This window comes from Bradyrhizobium sp. Rc2d (assembly GCF_900099855.1).
Classification (GTDB): domain Bacteria; phylum Pseudomonadota; class Alphaproteobacteria; order Rhizobiales; family Xanthobacteraceae; genus Bradyrhizobium.
Map to the genome: position 1 here is coordinate 93381 of NZ_FNCU01000024.1, position 15982 is coordinate 109362.

Consider the following 15982-nt stretch of genomic DNA (forward strand, 5'->3'; position numbering starts at 1 on the left):
GGCCCCTCGATCATGCCGACACCCATTCTCGATTTCGATGCCCTCGCACAAGCCATCGGCGGCCGCACGGTGCTGTGTATCGGCGACATCATGCTGGACGAGTTCGTCTATGGCGAGGTGTCGCGGATCTCGCCGGAGGCGCCCGCGCCGGTGATCTCGGCACAGCGCAGCGAGATCCATATCGGCGGCGCCGGCAACGTCGCGCGCAACGTCGCCTCCCTCGGCGCGCGCTGCATCTTCGTCGGCCTCGTCGGCGAGGACGATGCGGGCAGGCGGCTCGCCTCGGCGCTGGCGGAGTACGCCGGCATCGACAGCGTTCTGGTGACCGACTCCTCGCGCCCGACCACGCGAAAAGTCCGCTTCGTCTCCGAGCATTTTTCCACGCACATGCTGCGTGCGGATTGGGAGCAGGCGGGGCCTGCCTCCGATGCCACCGAGACGAAACTGATCGAGGCGATCCTGCCGCAGATCGCGCGCGCCGACATCGTGCTGCTGTCCGACTACGCCAAGGGCGTGCTGACCGCACGCGTGATCCGCCACACCATCGACGCCGCGCGAAAGCTCGGCAAGCCCGTCATCGTCGATCCCAAGAGCCTGAACTGGGCGATCTATCGCGGCGCGACGCTGCTCACGCCCAACCGCAAGGAATTTTCGGAGGCGACGCGGAGCCGCGCCGACACCACGCAGAGCATCGTCGATGCCAGCGAGGACGTGATGCGGCTCGCCGATTGCGAGGCGATCCTGGTCACGCTGGGCGAGCACGGCATGACGCTGGTGCCGCGCAGCGGCGAGGCCGTCCATGTTCCGGCTTTCCCGGTGAAGGTGCGCGACGTCTCCGGCGCCGGCGACACCGTCGCCGCCGCGCTTGCGGTGTCGCTCGCAACGGGCGCGGACTGGGACGCGGCGCTGCGCATGGCCAATGCCGCCGCCGCCGTCGCCGTCGGCAAGCAGGGCACCGCCACCGTGAGCGCGGCCGAGCTGCGGCGAAAGATCCTGCCGCACGCCTATCTCGCCGCCGAGGAGAAGATCGTGCTCGAGCCGGGCGTGCTGGACGCGCAACTCGCCGAATGGAAGCGGCAGGGCCAGCGCGTCGGCTTCACCAATGGCTGTTTCGACATCCTCCATCCCGGCCACGTCAAGGTGCTGACCGCGGCGCGCGCCGCCTGTGACCGCCTGATCGTGGGTCTCAACAGCGACGCCTCGGTGCGGCGGCTGAAGGGCGCCGATCGCCCGGTCCAGGACGAGCGCGCGCGTGCCGAGGTACTGGCTGCACTGGAGGCCGTCGATCTCGTCGTCATCTTCGAGGAGGACACGCCGATCGAGGTTATCACCAAGATCAAGCCCGGCGTGCTGGTCAAGGGCGGCGACTACACCCGCGAGCAGGTCGTCGGCCACGAGGTCGTCGAGGCCGCGGGCGGGACGGTCGTGCTGGTCGATATCCTCCAGGGCTTCAGCACCACCGCGCTGGTGCATCGCGCGCGGGGAGGGGACAAGTGACGGCGTTCGCCCGCGAGACGGCGGGCCAGATGCTCGGGCGGCGCCTGCGCAGCCCGGCGGCCTGGCGCGAGACGGTCGACATTTTCGCGGTGCTGACCGCGGCTTCGCTGCCATGGTCGACCTCGCTTGCGGGCATCTTCAATGGCCTGCTGCTGCTCTGCATGGTGCCGTTTCTCGACCTCCGCGCGTTCCTGCAATCGCTGAAGCGCCCGATCTGCGTTGCGCCGATCGCGCTGGTCGTTCTTGCGCTGGTCGGGACGCTGTGGTCGGATGCGACCTGGGGCGCGCGCCTGTATGCGGTCAATCCGACCGTCAAGCTGCTCGTGCTGCCAATCCTGCTCTACCATTTCGAGCGCTCGCAGCGCGGGCATTGGGTGCTCGTCGCCTTCCTGGTGTCCTGCGCGCTGTTGTCGGTGATGTCGTGGCTGGTCGCCTTCTATCCCAACCTCGCGCTCAAGACCGATGCGCCCGAACGCGGCATCTTCGTCAAGAACTACATCGACCAGAGCCAGGAATTCACGATTTGCGCGGTCGCGCTCGCCTATCCGATCGTGATGCTGCTGCGTGAGAAGCGTTACTGGTTTGCCGGGCTGCTCACGGCGCTGGCGCTCAGCTTCTTCGTCAACATGGCCTTCGTGGTGGTGTCGCGCACGGCGCTCGTCACCATTCCCATCATGTTCGGCGTGTTCGCGCTGCTTCATCTCAAATGGCGCAGCATTGCGATCGTCGCCGCCGCTCTGCTCGCCGGCGCCGTTGTAGCCTGGCAGGCTTCGCCACATTTGCGCCAGACCGCTGAGAGGTTTACCGACGACTATACGCACTATGTGGAAAGGGGCGAGCCGACCTCTCTGGGCCTGAGGCTCGAATTCTGGCGGAAATCGCTCGGCTTCTTCGCGGAGGCACCGGTCGTGGGGCACGGCACGGGCTCGACGCGCGGATTGTTCGAGCGGGTCGCGACACCCAGTGGCCAGTACCAGGCGTCCGCCGAAGTGATCGGTAATCCGCATAACCAGACACTGAACGTCGCCGTGCAATGGGGCGTCATCGGAATCGCCGTTCTCTACGCGATCTGGATCCTGCACCTGCTGTTGTTTCGCGGCGATGGGTTCGCCAACTGGATCGGACTCCTGGTGGTGGTGCAGAACGTCTTCACCTCTCTGTTCAACTCCCACCTGTTCGACTTTCACGAGGGCTGGATGTACGTCATCGGCGTCGGCGTTGCCGGCGGCATGGTGATCCGGGCCCAACGGGCCGAGGCGAAGCCGGAAGAGGACGGTTCCTGAACGGCCCTCGCGGCCGTGGCGAGCGTCACCTCGCAAGCCTTCTCTGGCATGTCCTGCCGAGATGGGTTATCAGCGCGGGTAGGTTGCATCTAACTGGGTTTTCATCGGTCGGCGGATGACGCGTCTTTCGCATCTCACTTTGCGCAATTTCCTGATCGCGCTCCACGACTTGCTGGCGACCACGGCGGCGCTTTTTGCCGCCTTCTATCTGCGATTCGAGGGTGGCGAAGGCTTCTTCGAACGCTTGCCGCTGCTGTTCCAGATCCTGCCCTATTTTCTTGCCTTCAGCGTGGTCGTGTTCTTCGTCTTAAATCTGACCACGACGAAATGGCGCTTCATCTCGCTGCCGGACGCGCTGAACATCATTCGCGCGGCGACCGTGCTGACGGTTGCCCTGCTCGTGCTCGACTACATCTTCGTCGCCCCCAACGTTCGCGGCGCCTTCTTCCTCGGCAAGGTGACGATCGTCCTCTACTGGTTCCTGGAGATTGCCTTCCTGAGCGCGCTGCGCATGGCTTATCGCTATTTCCGCTATACGCGGGTGCGGCGTCATGCGAGGTCCGATGATGCCGCGCCGACGCTGCTGATCGGCCGCGCCGCGGATGCGGAGGTGCTGCTGCGCGGCATCGAAAGCGGAGCGATCAAGCGCATCTGGCCGGTTGGCGTATTGTCGCCGTCACTTGCGGATCGGGGCCAGTTCATCCGCAACCTGCCGGTGCTGGGCGGCATCGACGATTTCGAGGACGTCATCGCGGATTTCGCCAAGCGTAACAAGCCGATCGCCCGCCTCGTGATGACGCCGTCGGCGTTCGAGCCGGACGCGCATCCGGAATCGATCCTGATGCGGGCGCGCAAGCTGGGTGTGATCGTCAACCGCATGCCCTCGCTCGAGAGTGGCGACACGCCGCGGCTTACGGCTGTCGCCGTCGAAGACCTCCTGCTGCGGCCGAGCGAGAAGATCGACTATCTGCGCCTCGAAAGCCTGATCAGGGGCAAGGCGGTGATCGTCACCGGCGGCGGCGGCTCGATTGGCTCCGAGATCTGCGAGCGCGTCGTCGCCTTCGGCGCCGCGCGTCTTCTGATCGTGGAAAATTCCGAGCCGGCGCTCTACGCGGTCACCGAAGCGCTCGCCGCGCATTCGGCGGCCCAGATTGAAGGGCGGATCGCCGACATTCGCGACCGCGAGCGCATCATGCGCCTGATGGCCGAGTTCAAGCCGGACATGGTCTTCCATGCCGCGGCGCTCAAGCACGTGCCGATTCTCGAGCGCGACTGGAGCGAGGGCGTCAAGACCAACATCTTCGGCTCCATGAACGTGGCCGACGCAGCGCTCGCCGCCGGCGCGGAAGCCATGGTGATGATCTCGACCGACAAGGCGATCGAGCCGGTGTCGATGCTCGGCCTGACCAAGCGTTTCGCAGAGATGTACTGCCAGGCGCTCGACCGTGATCTTGCGGCAGCGAGCGGCGGTGCCAAGCCGCCGATGCGGCTGATCTCGGTCCGGTTCGGCAATGTGCTGGCCTCGAACGGCTCGGTGGTGCCGAAATTCAAGGCCCAGATCGAGGCTGGCGGCCCCGTGACCGTGACGCATCCCGACATGGTCCGCTATTTCATGACCATCCGCGAGGCCTGCGATCTCGTCGTCACGGCGGCAACGCACGCGCTCGGAGCGCAGCATTCGGACGTCTCGGTCTACGTGCTCAACATGGGCCAGCCGGTGAAGATCGTCGATCTCGCCGAGCGCATGATCCGGCTCTCCGGGCTTCAGCCGGGCTACGACATCGATATCGTGTTCACGGGCATGCGGCCGGGCGAGCGCCTGCACGAGATCCTGTTTGCCTCCGAGGAGCCGACCCGCGAGATCGGCGTCCCCGGCATCATGGCCGCTCAGCCGAACGAGCCGCCGATGCAGACCCTGCGCAAATGGATTGCGGCGCTCGAGCAGGCGATCGCGCGCGACGATCGCGCCACCATCAGGACCATCCTGAAGGATGCGGTCCCCGAATTCGGGTCGACCGCGGCCTGACCATGCAGCCTCGAGGCAAGATCGTCGTCGCCTGTGCCGCTCTGGTCGACGGATTGTTGCGCAACGCTGTTCCGGCGGGGCAATGATGAGCGAGATAAAGCCGGTCGCGCTGGTGACGGGGGCGAACGGCTTCCTTGGCCGCCATATCGTGCCTGCGCTGGCGCGGGAGGGATGGTCGGTCCGCCGCGCGGTGCGCAGCCCGGAAGGCACCGACGGCGAGGTCGTGATCAACTCGATCGGCCCCGAAACCGACTGGCAGGCCGCGCTTGAAGGCGTCGACGCCGTCGTCCACCTCGCCGCGCGCGTGCATTACAAGAACGAGGAGCACGCGGTCCAGCTCTACCGCGACGTCAATGTCGACGGCACACTGCATTTGGCACGCTACGCCGCGACGGCCGGCGTGCGTCAGTTCATCTTCATCAGCACCGTTCTCGTTCACGGCCGCAGCAATGACGGCCGTGCACCGTTCAGCGAGAGCGATGTCCCGACGCCGCGCGGTCTGTACGGCACATCCAAGGCTGAGGCCGAGGCGGGCTTGAGGGCGCTAGCGCGCGACAGCGACATGAAAATCTCGGTGATCAGGCCGCCGCTGATCTATGGCGCGGGCGCCAAGGGCAATTTCGCGCTGCTGACGCGCGCGGTCAGGCGGGGACTGCCGCTGCCCTTTGCGGCGATCCGCAACCGCCGCAACTTTCTTTCCGTGCAGAACCTGTCGTCGTTCATCCTGCACCGGCTCGGCCATTCCGACCCGGCGAGCAATTTCGAGATCTTTCTGCTGGCCGACCGGGAGCGGGTCTCGACGCCTGAATTCATCGCGTGTCTGGCGAGAGCCTCCGGCAAGAGCGCCCGCCTGTTCGGCATACCGCCAAAGCTGCTCAGCGCGGCCCTCCGCGTGACGGGCCGTCAGGATATGCAAGACGGCCTGATCGGCTCGCTCGAGCTCGACATCTCGAAGGCGATCGCAACCGGTTGGCAGCCGCAGGTCACCCTCGAGGAGGGCTTGCGCCTGGCGGTGTCGGATCAGGAGCCCTGAGGCCGGGAGAAGCGGCGCAGCGCGATTCCGACCGCAATCGCGCCGGCAACAAGCGCGACCACGGTGATCGCGGGCGCGGCGGCGCGGATGGTGAGGATGGCGAGCCCGGCGAGCGCGAGGTTGAGCAGGAAGACCTCGCCGATCACTTGCGGCACCGTGAAGCCGTTGTCGGTGGCGCGCTGGTAGAAATGCGAGCGGTGCGCCGACCAGAACGGCTCGCGCCGCGCGATCCGTCGAAACAGCGTGATGGTGGAATCGGCGAGATAATAGGCGGGCAACAGCAGCGCCGCGGCCGGCTGCCCGCGAAAGGCGAGCTCCAGCAGGCACCAGCCGAGCAAGAGGCCGATCGGCAGGCTGCCGACATCACCCAGGAAGACTTTTGCGACCGGGCGGTTGAACGGCGCGAAGCCGAGCATGGCGCCGCACAGCGCCGTCGCGATCAGCGCGGCCGGCCACGGCAGCTCACCGAGCCATCCCAGCAGCAGCAGCGCTGCGGTCACCGGCACCACTTCTGCTGCCGTCATCAGGTCGAGCCCGTCCATGAAGTTGACGAGGTTCACGAACCAGACTCCTGCGAGCAGGATGAGACCGCGCTCCAGCGCAAGCGGCAGCGCCGGAACGATGCGCGCAGTCTCGGGCGCGGTGAACACCACCGCACCGACGGCCGCCGCCTGCAGCACCAGCCGCAACAGCACCGGCAGCGACACGATGTCGTCGGCGAATCCGACCAGCGCGATCAAGATCGTCGCACCGACCAGCGCCGGCGGGATCGCGACGTTCGCGACGATTGCCCAGAGCAAGGCGACGATCAGCGTCGCGGCGATCACGGCGATGCCTGCACCCTGTGGGGTCGGGATGCGATGCGAGGACCGCGCGTTCGGCCGCGCCAGCGCGTAGCGCTGGAGCAGGGGACGGCTGGTCCAGGTGATGAGCGCCGACATCAGCGCGGCGATTGCGACGGCAAGCAGCGATGGCATGGCGGCGAGGGCGTCGGTGGACGGGCTCACTCGGGCACCCCGATCGGCGCCGATCCTTGCGCGGCCTTCTCCGCGCTGAGGATCCAGACCAGGCCGCCGATCGCCCCGACGATGAAGAACACCGCACCGAACAGCAGCGAGACGTTGACGCCCTCGTTTGCTGCGAGTCCGGCGAAGCCGAACGCGAGGCCCATCGTGGCTTCACGCACGCCCCAGCCTGCGATCGAGATCGGCATCATGGTGATCAGCATCACCGGCGGGACGAGCAGGAAGATCTGGCCGAAGCTGATCGGTGCCGCGATCGACTGCACCACGCACCAGGCGATGACGACGGCGAGCACGTGAACGAGGACCGACAGGATCGCGACGATCGGTCCGCGGCTGCGGTTGAAGATCACGCGATTGGCGACCACGGCACAGGCGTGGATGTGATGCGTGGCCCACCAGGTCTTCAGCCAGCGCCATTTCAACGCGCCGAAGACCAGAAAGCCGAGGCCGCCCGCCAGCGCCGCGAAGTCGAGGAGCAGCAGCGCCGAGCGCCCGTTCGGATCGGTGATGAGGGTGTAGCTCCAGGGCAGGCTGGCGACGATGAGAACCGCGAGCGCGATCAAGCCGATCGCGCGATCGACGAAGATCGAGTAGGTCGCCGCGCGCCAGCCGGCGCCGGCACGCGCGACCAGCCACAGCCGGACCGCATCGCCGCCGATCGCCGACGGCAGGGTCTGGTTGAAGAAGGCGCCGATCACGTTGTAGCGCATGGCCCGGCTGAGCTCGAGCGGCGCGCCGCATTCGGCGCTGATCTCGCGCCAGCGCAGCACGCCGACGAAGATTTGCAGGAACGTGACCGCGATCGCCACGCCGATCCAGACCAGGCTGGTCACCGTGAAGCGCGAGAACAGTTCGGACAGGTCCACCTTGCGCAGCGCCAGATAGAGCAGCGCCGCGGAAATCAGGATCTTGGCCGCAGAAAGCAGGATTCGGCGCATCTCGCCCGCATGGACAGGGTTTGCGAAGATTGGAGGCAACCCGACGCGAGGCGCCGAATTCGGCCGCTTTGGTATGGTTTTGGCGCCAATCTTGCAATAGCCGTGTGTAGTCAGCCGTATGTAAGCCGTGCAGTGGCGTCTTGAAGGGTCCTCATGAGGAGCGGCAGGCCTATTGCGGCCTCCACGATGCGGCGGCTAAACAGGTTCAGCGGGCAAGGGATCTCCGGGGAACAGGATGACGGATCAGGCGATTTTGGTCACGGGCGCTGCCGGCTTCATCGGCTTTCACGTCGTCCGGCAGCTCCTGGCCGAGGGCCGGTCCGTCGTCGGGCTCGACAATCTCAACAGCTATTACGATCCCGCGCTGAAGCGAGCACGCCTTGCACTGCTCAGTAACGAGTCCGGCTTCTCCTTCGTCGAGGCCGACCTCGCCGACCGCGAGACGATCGCGGCGCTGTTTGCGCGACATCAATTTGCCAAGGTCGTGCATCTCGCGGCCCAGGCCGGCGTGCGCTACTCGATCGAGCAGCCGCATGCCTACGCCGATTCCAATCTCCAGGGCTTTCTCAACGTGCTCGAAGGCTGCCGCAACAATGGCTGTCGTCACCTCGTCTACGCCTCGTCATCCTCCGTTTATGGCGCCAACACAAAAATGCCATTTGCCGTGCAGGATCGCACCGACCATCCCGTGAGCTTCTACGCCGCGACCAAGAAGGCGAATGAATTGATGGCGCAGTCCTACAGCCATCTCTACCGGCTGCCGGTCACGGGCCTGCGCTTCTTTACCATTTACGGCCCGTGGGGACGGCCTGATATGGCCATGTTCCTCTTTGTAGATGCCATCATGGCGGGCAGGCCGATCCGGCTCTTTAACCATGGCAGGATGCGCCGCGACTTCACCTATATTGATGACGTGACGCGTGTGGTATCCAAGCTGATCGATCTTGTGCCTGCGGACGATCTGGCTGCCGCAAATGCGCCGTCAAAGCTCTACAACGTCGGCAACCACCATCCGGAGGAACTGATGCACGTCGTCGGTCTTCTGGAGCGGGAGCTGGGCCGGACGGCGATCAAAGAATTGCTGCCGATGCAGCCGGGAGATGTGCTGGAAACGTTCGCGGATGTCGAGGACCTGATGCGCGACACCGGCTTTGCGCCGTCAACGCCGATCGAGCATGGGGTCCATAACTTTGTCAGCTGGTATCGGGACTATTTCAAGGTTTGAGATGACGATGGACAAACGCATAATCCCCCTGATCATGTGCGGCGGTGCCGGCACGCGGCTGTGGCCGGCTTCGCGCGAGGTGCGCCCCAAGCAATTCCTGCCGCTGTTCGGCACCCGCTCGACCTTCCAGGACACGCTGCTGCGCGTCTCCGATCCCTCGCTGTTCGACCGGCCGATCGTCATCACCAATGCGGCCTATCGCTTCATGGTGCTGGAGCAGCTCGCCGAGATCGGGATCGAGGCCGATGTGATCCTCGAGCCGATGCGGCGCGATTCCGGACCTGCGATCGCCGCTGGCGCGGTGTTCGCGCAGAACCGCGCCAATGAGGCCATCGTGTTCGCGCTCGCCGCGGATCACGTGGTGCGGGACAATGCCGCTTTCGTCGCCGCGTGCCGCGAAGGCCTTGCGGCTACGAATGCCGGGCGCATCGTCACCTTCGGTGTCAAGCCGGAGCGGCCGGCGACCGAATACGGCTATATCAACCCGGGCGAGGTGATCACCGGCGAGGTGCTCGCGGTCGCGCGCTTCGTCGAGAAGCCGGATGCGGTGAAGGCATCGGACTATGTCAATTCCGGCTATCTCTGGAACAGCGGCAACTTCATGTTCCCGGCCGCCGTGCTGCTCGACGAATATCGCAGGGTGGATGCGGCGAGCATCGAGGCTGTCACGAGCGCCGTCACCAATGCCGGCCGAGATCTCGGCTTCGTCACGCTGGAGCCCCAGGCGTTCGGCTCGGCGAAGGCGATCTCGATCGACTATGCGGTGATGGAAAAGACCTCGCGCGCAGCCGTCGTGCCGGTGTCCTGCGGCTGGTCCGACGTCGGCTCCTGGCTCGCGGTGTGGGAGCTCTCGGAGAAGGACGCGCAAGGCAACGCCGCGCACGGTACTGCGGTGTTCGAAGACTCCCGCAACTGCAACGTCACCACCGATTCCGCGCTGGTCGCGCTCGAAGGCGTCGACGATCTCGTGGTGGTCGCGACCGCGGATGCGGTGCTGGTTTCGCGCCAGAAGGATGCCAACGGCCTGAAGCGTCTTGTGACCAAGCTTAAGGCGGTCGCGCCCAAGGTCACCGAGGAACACCTCAAGGTGCACCGGCCCTGGGGCAGCTATCAGTCCGTCGACAATGGCGAGCGGCATCAGGTCAAGCGCATCGTGGTGAAGCCGGGTGGGCGGCTGTCGCTGCAGAAGCATCACCATCGTGCCGAGCACTGGATCGTGGTGCGAGGCACGGCACAGGTGACTGTCAACGACACCGTGAAAGCGGTGCACGAGAACGAGTCGATCTACATTCCGATGGGCGCCGTTCACCGGATGGAGAACCCCGGTAAAATCATGCTGGAGCTGATCGAGGTCCAGACTGGAAGCTATCTCGGGGAAGACGACATCATCCGGATTGAAGACGACTATCAAAGGTCGTAACCAGCAAACTCCGAATCACGCGCCCCGGGCCCGAAGAGCGGTAACTTTTCCGGCTTAAGGCCCGGGGAACGTGTAATTTTTTGAATCAAATCGTGTCCGGACCGCTAGCGCGTCATTCGCCACAAATGTGGCGCCCGTGCTAGAAGCGGCGCCGGGGATTTGGGTTGAATCGGGGTTCCATCAGATGAGTTCCAAAGGATCTGCACCGGCAAAGGCCGGCCTGCGCGTCGGTGTCATTGGCGCGGGCGTGATGGGCAGCAACCACGCGCGCGTGCTCGCGGGTCTTCCCGGCGTCAGCCTGGTCGGCATCGTCGATCCTTCGCCGACGCACCGCACCCGCACCACCGAGCTTGCGAGCTGCCAGGGTTTTGAGACGCTCGATCAGCTCTTCGCCGAGGGTGTCGATGCCGTCACCATCGCGGCGCCCACCCATCTGCATCACGAGGTCGCGCTCGCCTGCATCGCCAAGAACATCCACGTCCTGGTCGAGAAGCCGATCGCATCCACGGTCGAAGAGGGCCGGGAGATCGTCGCCGCCGCGCGAAAGGCCGGCGTCACGCTGATGATCGGTCATGTCGAGCGCTTCAATCCGGCGGTCGCCGCGGTCAAGCAGGCGATCGCGGGCGAGGACATCCTGTCGATCGCGATCACCCGCGTCGGCCCGTTCCCGCCGCGCATGTCCAATGTCGGCGTCGTCATCGACCTCGCCGTGCACGACATCGATTTGATCCGCTGGTTCACCGAATCCGACATCGTCGAGGTGCAGCCGCAATTGTCGAGCGCCGTCGCCGAGCGCGAGGACATCGCGCTGTTGCAGTTCCGCACCGCCAACGGCGTGCTCGCCCATATCAACACCAACTGGCTGACGCCGTTCAAGGCACGCAGCGTCACGGTCGCGACGCGCGACAAATACGTGATGGGCGATCTGTTGACGCGCCAGGTCACCGAATGCTTCGGCTTCAAGCCCGATGGCAGCTATTCGATGCGGCATCTGCCGGTCGGCCATGACGAGCCGCTGCGCGCCGAGCTGATCGCGTTCTTGAAGGCAGTGGCTAACGGCGAGACGCCGGCGGTGACCGGCGACGAAGGCGTCGCCAGCCTCGAGATCGCCACGCAGTGCCTGGAGGCGCCGTCGCGGCCCGCAGCCGCGGCGCCCGCCCGCAAGGGTCCGCGCCGCGTCGCCGGCTGATCTCTTTCCATGTCGGCTTCTCAAACTTCGCGAGAAAATCAGCAAAGCGCCATGAACCAGCATCTGCGTTCCGATCCCATTCCCTTCATCGATGTCGGCGCGCAGCGCCGCCGGCTCGGCGCCTCGCTCGATGCAGCCGTGAAGCGGGTTCTCGACCATTGCCAGTTCGTCAACGGACCTGAGGTCTTTGAGCTGGAGAAGCAGCTTGCGGCCTACAGTGGTGCCAAGCACGTCATCGGCTGCGCCAGCGGCACCGACGCAATTTTGATGGTGATGATGGCAAAGAATGTCGGACCCGGCGATGCCGTGCTGTGTCCGTCCTTCACCTTCATCGCGACGGCGTCGCCGGTGGCGCGGACCGGTGCGACGCCTGTTTATGTCGACGTGGACGAGGCGACCTTCAACATGAGCCCGGAGTCGCTGAAGCGCGGCATCGCGGCCGCCCGCAAGGCCGGGCTCAAGCCGGTTGCCGTCATTCCGGTCGACCTGTTCGGCCAGCCCGCCGATCACGACACTATTGCCGAGATCGCCAGGGACGAGGGCCTGTTCGTGCTGGACGACGCCGCGCAGGGCTTTGGTGCGAGCTACAAGGGCCGCAAGCTCGGCACGCTCGGGCACGCCACCGCGACCAGCTTCTTTCCCGCCAAACCGCTCGGCTGCTTCGGCGACGGCGGCGCGATCTTCACCGACGATGACGAGCTCGCGGCCACGCTGCGCAGCATCCGCGTGCACGGGCAGGGCGTCGACAAATATGACAACGTCCGCCTCGGCCTGACCGGCCGGCTCGACACCATGCAGGCCGCAATCGTGATCGAGAAGCTGAAGATCTTTGACGACGAGATCGCCGCCCGCAACAAGGTTGCGGAACGCTACGCGCGTGGCCTGTCCAACGTCGTCACCGTGCCGCGTCTGTTGCCCGGCAACACATCGGTCTGGGCGCAGTACACCATCCGCTTGCCCAAGGGTACCGACCGCGACGGCTTTGCCGCCGCACTGAAGGCCCAGGGCGTGCCGACCGCGATCTATTACGGCAAGTCGATGCATCAGCAGACCGCCTACAAGCACTACCCGGTCGCAGACGGCGGCCTGCCGGGATGTGAAAGCCTGTCGCAGGACGTCATCAGCTTGCCGATGCACGCTTATCTGACCGAAGCCGACCAGGAGCGGGTCATCGCCGCCGTGCGCGGCGCGCTTTCAAGCTGATCTCGCGATTCTTCCCCTCTCCCCTTGTGGGAGAGGGTGGCTCGCCGCGATAGCGGCGAGACGGGTGAGGGGTCTCTCTCCGTACGGAAAACGCGGAGGGAGACCCCTCACCCCAATGGGTTCGTGTCTACTCGCGGCGCTGCCCTCTCCCACAAGGGGAGAGGGCACAGCAATGGGCATCGCAACATGCAATCGACCTCCGTCCGATAAGCCTCTAGAACAGTCCGCATGCTCGGACGCATCTTCACGGTTGGCGGATATACGCTGCTCTCGCGGGTGACGGGATTTGCCCGCGACATCATGCTCGCGGCGATTCTCGGCGCCGGCCCGGTGGCCGACGCCTTCTTCGTGGCGCTGCGGCTGCCCAACCATTTCCGCGCGATCTTCGCCGAGGGCGCCTTCAACGCGGCCTGGGTGCCGGCCTACGCGCATGTCCATGGCGAGAAGGGTGAGGGGGCGGCACGCCTGTTCGCCGACCGCATCTTCACGCTGCTGCTGGCCTCGCAAATCGTGCTGCTGGTCGTCGCCTGGCTATTCATGCCGCAAGCCATGAGCATTTTGGCGCCCGGCTTTTCCGAGGACGCCGAGCAACGCAAGCTCGCGATCGAGCTCACGCGAATCACCTTTCCTTATCTGCTGCTGATCACGCTGGTGACGCTCTATGGCGGCATGCTCAACGTGATGCAGCGCTTCGCCAGCGCCGCGGCCGCCTCGATCTTCCTCAACGTCGCGATGATGATGACGCTGGCGCTGGCCGCCTGGTTTCCAACCGCGGGCCACGCCGCGGCCTGGGGCGTGCTGATCTCCGGCTTCCTGCAATATTTCCTGCTCGCCGGCGATCTGGCGCGTCATGGCGGCCTGCCCCGCTTTGCGCCCTTGAGGCTCGATGAAGACGTCCGCGGCTTCTTCAAGGCGTTAGGGCCGGCGACGCTGGGCTCGATGGGTACACAGGTCGCGCTGTTCGCCGACACCATCATTGCGACCTTCCTGCCTGCCGGCGCGCTGTCGGCGCTCTATTACGCCGATCGCCTCAACCAGCTCCCGATCGGCGTGATCGGCATCGCCATCGGCACGGTGCTGCTGCCGGAGATGTCGCGGCGCATCACCGCCAACGACCACGACGGTGCGATGAAGGCGCAACGCCGTGCCTTCGATTTCACGCTGCTGTTCTCGGTGCCGTTCGTCGCGGCCTTCATCACCGTGCCCGAGGCGATCATGCGCGCGCTGTTCGCCCGCGGCGCGTTCTCGAAGGCGGACGCTGCCGCCGCCGGCGCGACGCTCGCCGCCTATGCCATCGGCCTGATCCCCTTCGTACTGATCCGCAGCGCGGTCGCGACTTTCTATGCGCGCAAGGATACGGCAACTCCGGTCCGGGCGTCGCTGACCGGCATCGCGGTCAACGTCGCCCTGAAGGTCGCGTTGATGGGATCGCTCGCCCAGATCGGCCTCGCGCTCGCAACAGCCGTCGGTGTCTGGACCAACCTCTTGCTGGTGCTCTTCTTCGCGGTGCGGCGAGGCTTTCTCGTGCCGGACCGCGGCTGGCTGATGTCGCTCGCCAAATTCCTGCTGACCGGACTGATCCTGTCTGCCACCTTCTGGCTGATAGCGCACTTCAGCGCGGCCATTTTGGCCTCCATGCAGGCCTTCCGGGACGAAGTGACGCTGGCCCTCTTGGCCATCGGGGGCACGATCGTGTACGCGCTCGCGATCCTCATCCTGTTCGGCCGCAACTGGCTGATTTCGCTGGTGCGAGGCTAGGCGTTACCCGCCGTCACCGTGCCGTGCGATGCCCGCCTGGGCCTTTCATGCGGTTCGCCGATCGTGATACGATCTTTGCATATTCAGGTGACGTCCTCGGGCAACAAGGCGATGAGGCAGTGACCATGACATTCCGCTCTCCCTGGCCCACATCTCAAATTGACAAGTTCGCCACCAGCAATGCCGACCTGCTAATCCTGATTGGCCGCATCCTGCTTGCATGGGTCTTCGTTGGAAGCGCCTACGGAGCACTTACGAACTTCAGCGGCTCAGTGGGCTATTTTCGGTCGCTGAACCTTCCAGTGCCCCAGCTGTTCACGGCAATAACCGTCCTGCTGGAAATACTGATATCGGTTGGTTTGATACTCGGCCTTGGAACGCGCTACTGCGCAATTTTGGTTTTGCTATTTGTAGTCGCGGCTACTGCAATCGCACATCGTTACTGGGAATATCCCGCCGGTGCGCAACAGATTGGACAGTACAATAATTTCCTGAAAAACATCTCGATCTTGGGAGGCGCTCTGTTGATCTTGGTCACCGGAGGGGGACGGTTGTCGCTCGATCGGAGGCTGGCAGGCTAGCAGCGTTGTTCGTTTCTCAGCGTCAATAGCCAATAATTTTCCTGAACTGCCTGGAGGCGCAAGCATCGTCGCTCCCTCGCAGAGCTGAGAGAGTGCGGCCGCACGATGTGCGCGCTTTGGGTTCGTTCGCCCTTGCGTCATCAGGCGACGCGCAGCCCTGCCAGTTTGGCAGCTGCCAAGCCGCGCCTTAAGGCCACTGCCTTAAGCCCACTATTGCGTCACTTCGCCCTCAGCCTGAACGTAACCTCGAGCAGATGGCTGAGGAGTTTTGAGAGAGGCTTCAAGCGCTCGGCGGTGATTCCGAAGAAAAGCATCAGCCACGTCGCCAGTGCGGCACACCACAATAGACTTTCCAATGTTTCGGGCATGAGGACACCCCTTCAAAACAAGTACTTGAAATGGGAGCAGTCTTGCCGAACGAAACCCGCGTGGCAAGTCCTCCAATAAGTGGCAAGACACCGAAATACTCGGAAGAGCGTTAGCTCGCCATGACATTCGCCAAAGCACTGCATCTGGGGGTGCGCCGGGGAAGCAAAACCAATCTGCTGCTGGTGCTCTTCTTGGCGGTGCGGCCAGGCGAATTTTCAGAGACGAATGCGGAGCGAAGGGCTCGCGTCTAGGATGCAACCGACAGCGGCGCATCCCTTGATTTTACACGATTGTTGTGGTACGAGCGCCTCATGATCAAATCCGTGCGCACCGTCAACTTCATGCACATGACCCGCTTCGGCTGGGCCGTGAGAGGAGTCGCGCGCTAGGAATTCGACGACGACATCTTTTCCACCAGGCCCCGCCGGCATCGGA

The 15982-nt window shown here is 64.8% G+C and carries 12 protein-coding genes; 10 read left to right on the forward strand and 2 right to left on the reverse strand.

What is annotated here, in order from left to right; genetic code table 11:
- The first annotated feature begins 12 nt into the window (after positions 1-12).
- The 4 genes from rfaE1 (at position 13) to BLV07_RS26860 (ending at position 5839) form a co-directional block, all read left to right on the forward strand.
- Positions 13-1497 carry a D-glycero-beta-D-manno-heptose-7-phosphate kinase gene (gene rfaE1 / locus BLV07_RS26845; RefSeq protein WP_091891953.1) on the forward strand — a complete coding sequence of 495 codons (1485 nt, stop codon included), beginning with the start codon at positions 13-15 and terminating at the stop codon, positions 1495-1497.
- Positions 1494-2780: an O-antigen ligase family protein gene (locus BLV07_RS26850; protein WP_091891956.1), complete on the forward strand. Its 1287-nt coding sequence runs from the start codon at positions 1494-1496 to the stop codon at positions 2778-2780. Before rfaE1 ends, BLV07_RS26850 begins: the two co-directional genes overlap by 4 nt.
- Positions 2781-2895: 115 nt before the next feature.
- Positions 2896-4806 carry an SDR family NAD(P)-dependent oxidoreductase gene (locus tag BLV07_RS26855; protein WP_091891959.1) on the forward strand — a complete coding sequence of 637 codons (1911 nt, stop codon included), beginning with the start codon at positions 2896-2898 and terminating at the stop codon, positions 4804-4806.
- Between the two features lie 85 nt (positions 4807-4891).
- On the forward strand, positions 4892-5839 hold the full coding sequence (locus BLV07_RS26860) for an NAD-dependent epimerase/dehydratase family protein (RefSeq protein ID WP_091892021.1): 948 nt from the start codon (positions 4892-4894) through the stop codon (positions 5837-5839).
- Here the strand turns inward: BLV07_RS26860 and BLV07_RS26865 are convergent.
- Together BLV07_RS26865 and BLV07_RS26870 are read right to left on the reverse strand one after the other, a co-directional pair.
- Positions 5827-6846, reverse strand: a complete 1020-nt coding sequence (locus tag BLV07_RS26865) for an MraY family glycosyltransferase (RefSeq protein ID WP_091891962.1) — start codon at positions 6844-6846, stop codon at positions 5827-5829. The two genes, BLV07_RS26860 and BLV07_RS26865, sit on opposite strands and share 13 nt — an antisense overlap.
- Positions 6843-7802 (reverse strand): lysylphosphatidylglycerol synthase transmembrane domain-containing protein, encoded by a 960-nt coding sequence (locus BLV07_RS26870; RefSeq protein WP_091891965.1) that lies wholly within the window; start codon positions 7800-7802, stop codon positions 6843-6845. The genes BLV07_RS26865 and BLV07_RS26870 overlap by 4 nt, the downstream gene beginning before the upstream one ends.
- A gap of 235 nt (positions 7803-8037) precedes the next feature.
- Here BLV07_RS26870 and BLV07_RS26875 point away from each other — a divergent pair, with 235 nt between their 5' ends.
- The 6 genes from BLV07_RS26875 (at position 8038) to BLV07_RS26900 (ending at position 15178) form a co-directional block, all read left to right on the forward strand.
- Positions 8038-9027: an NAD-dependent epimerase gene (locus BLV07_RS26875; RefSeq protein ID WP_091891968.1), complete on the forward strand. Its 990-nt coding sequence runs from the start codon at positions 8038-8040 to the stop codon at positions 9025-9027.
- Between the two features lie 7 nt (positions 9028-9034).
- Positions 9035-10447: a mannose-1-phosphate guanylyltransferase/mannose-6-phosphate isomerase gene (locus tag BLV07_RS26880; RefSeq protein WP_176945772.1), complete on the forward strand. Its 1413-nt coding sequence runs from the start codon at positions 9035-9037 to the stop codon at positions 10445-10447.
- Between the two features lie 184 nt (positions 10448-10631).
- A complete protein-coding gene (locus tag BLV07_RS26885) occupies positions 10632-11636 on the forward strand; it encodes a Gfo/Idh/MocA family protein (RefSeq protein WP_091891974.1) in 1005 nt (334 codons plus the stop codon).
- A gap of 51 nt (positions 11637-11687) precedes the next feature.
- Complete coding sequence (locus tag BLV07_RS26890; protein WP_176945773.1) at positions 11688-12839, forward strand: DegT/DnrJ/EryC1/StrS family aminotransferase; 1152 nt, start codon at positions 11688-11690, stop codon at positions 12837-12839.
- Positions 12840-13067: 228 nt separating this feature from the next.
- Positions 13068-14597 (forward strand): murein biosynthesis integral membrane protein MurJ, encoded by a 1530-nt coding sequence (gene murJ, locus BLV07_RS26895; RefSeq protein ID WP_091891978.1) that lies wholly within the window; start codon positions 13068-13070, stop codon positions 14595-14597.
- Positions 14598-14644: 47 nt separating this feature from the next.
- Complete coding sequence (locus BLV07_RS26900) at positions 14645-15178, forward strand: DoxX family protein (protein ID WP_091891980.1); 534 nt, start codon at positions 14645-14647, stop codon at positions 15176-15178.
- The last annotated feature ends 804 nt before the right edge of the window (positions 15179-15982 follow it).

Excerpts from the sequence above, each read along its gene's own strand:
- rfaE1 (WP_091891953.1), top strand. The coding sequence starts at position 13 with ATGCCGACACCCATTCTCGATTTCGATGCCCTCGCACAAGCCATCGGC.
- murJ (WP_091891978.1), top strand. The coding sequence starts at position 13,068 with ATGCTCGGACGCATCTTCACGGTTGGCGGATATACGCTGCTCTCGCGG.
- BLV07_RS26875 (WP_091891968.1), top strand. The coding sequence starts at position 8,038 with ATGACGGATCAGGCGATTTTGGTCACGGGCGCTGCCGGCTTCATCGGC.
- BLV07_RS26855 (WP_091891959.1), top strand. The coding sequence starts at position 2,896 with ATGACGCGTCTTTCGCATCTCACTTTGCGCAATTTCCTGATCGCGCTC.
- BLV07_RS26880 (WP_176945772.1), top strand. The coding sequence starts at position 9,035 with ATGGACAAACGCATAATCCCCCTGATCATGTGCGGCGGTGCCGGCACG.
- BLV07_RS26860 (WP_091892021.1), top strand. The coding sequence starts at position 4,892 with ATGAGCGAGATAAAGCCGGTCGCGCTGGTGACGGGGGCGAACGGCTTC.
- BLV07_RS26870 (WP_091891965.1), bottom strand. The coding sequence starts at position 7,802 with ATGCGCCGAATCCTGCTTTCTGCGGCCAAGATCCTGATTTCCGCGGCG.
- BLV07_RS26900 (WP_091891980.1), top strand. The coding sequence starts at position 14,645 with ATGCGGTTCGCCGATCGTGATACGATCTTTGCATATTCAGGTGACGTC.
- BLV07_RS26885 (WP_091891974.1), top strand. The coding sequence starts at position 10,632 with ATGAGTTCCAAAGGATCTGCACCGGCAAAGGCCGGCCTGCGCGTCGGT.
- BLV07_RS26890 (WP_176945773.1), top strand. The coding sequence starts at position 11,688 with ATGAACCAGCATCTGCGTTCCGATCCCATTCCCTTCATCGATGTCGGC.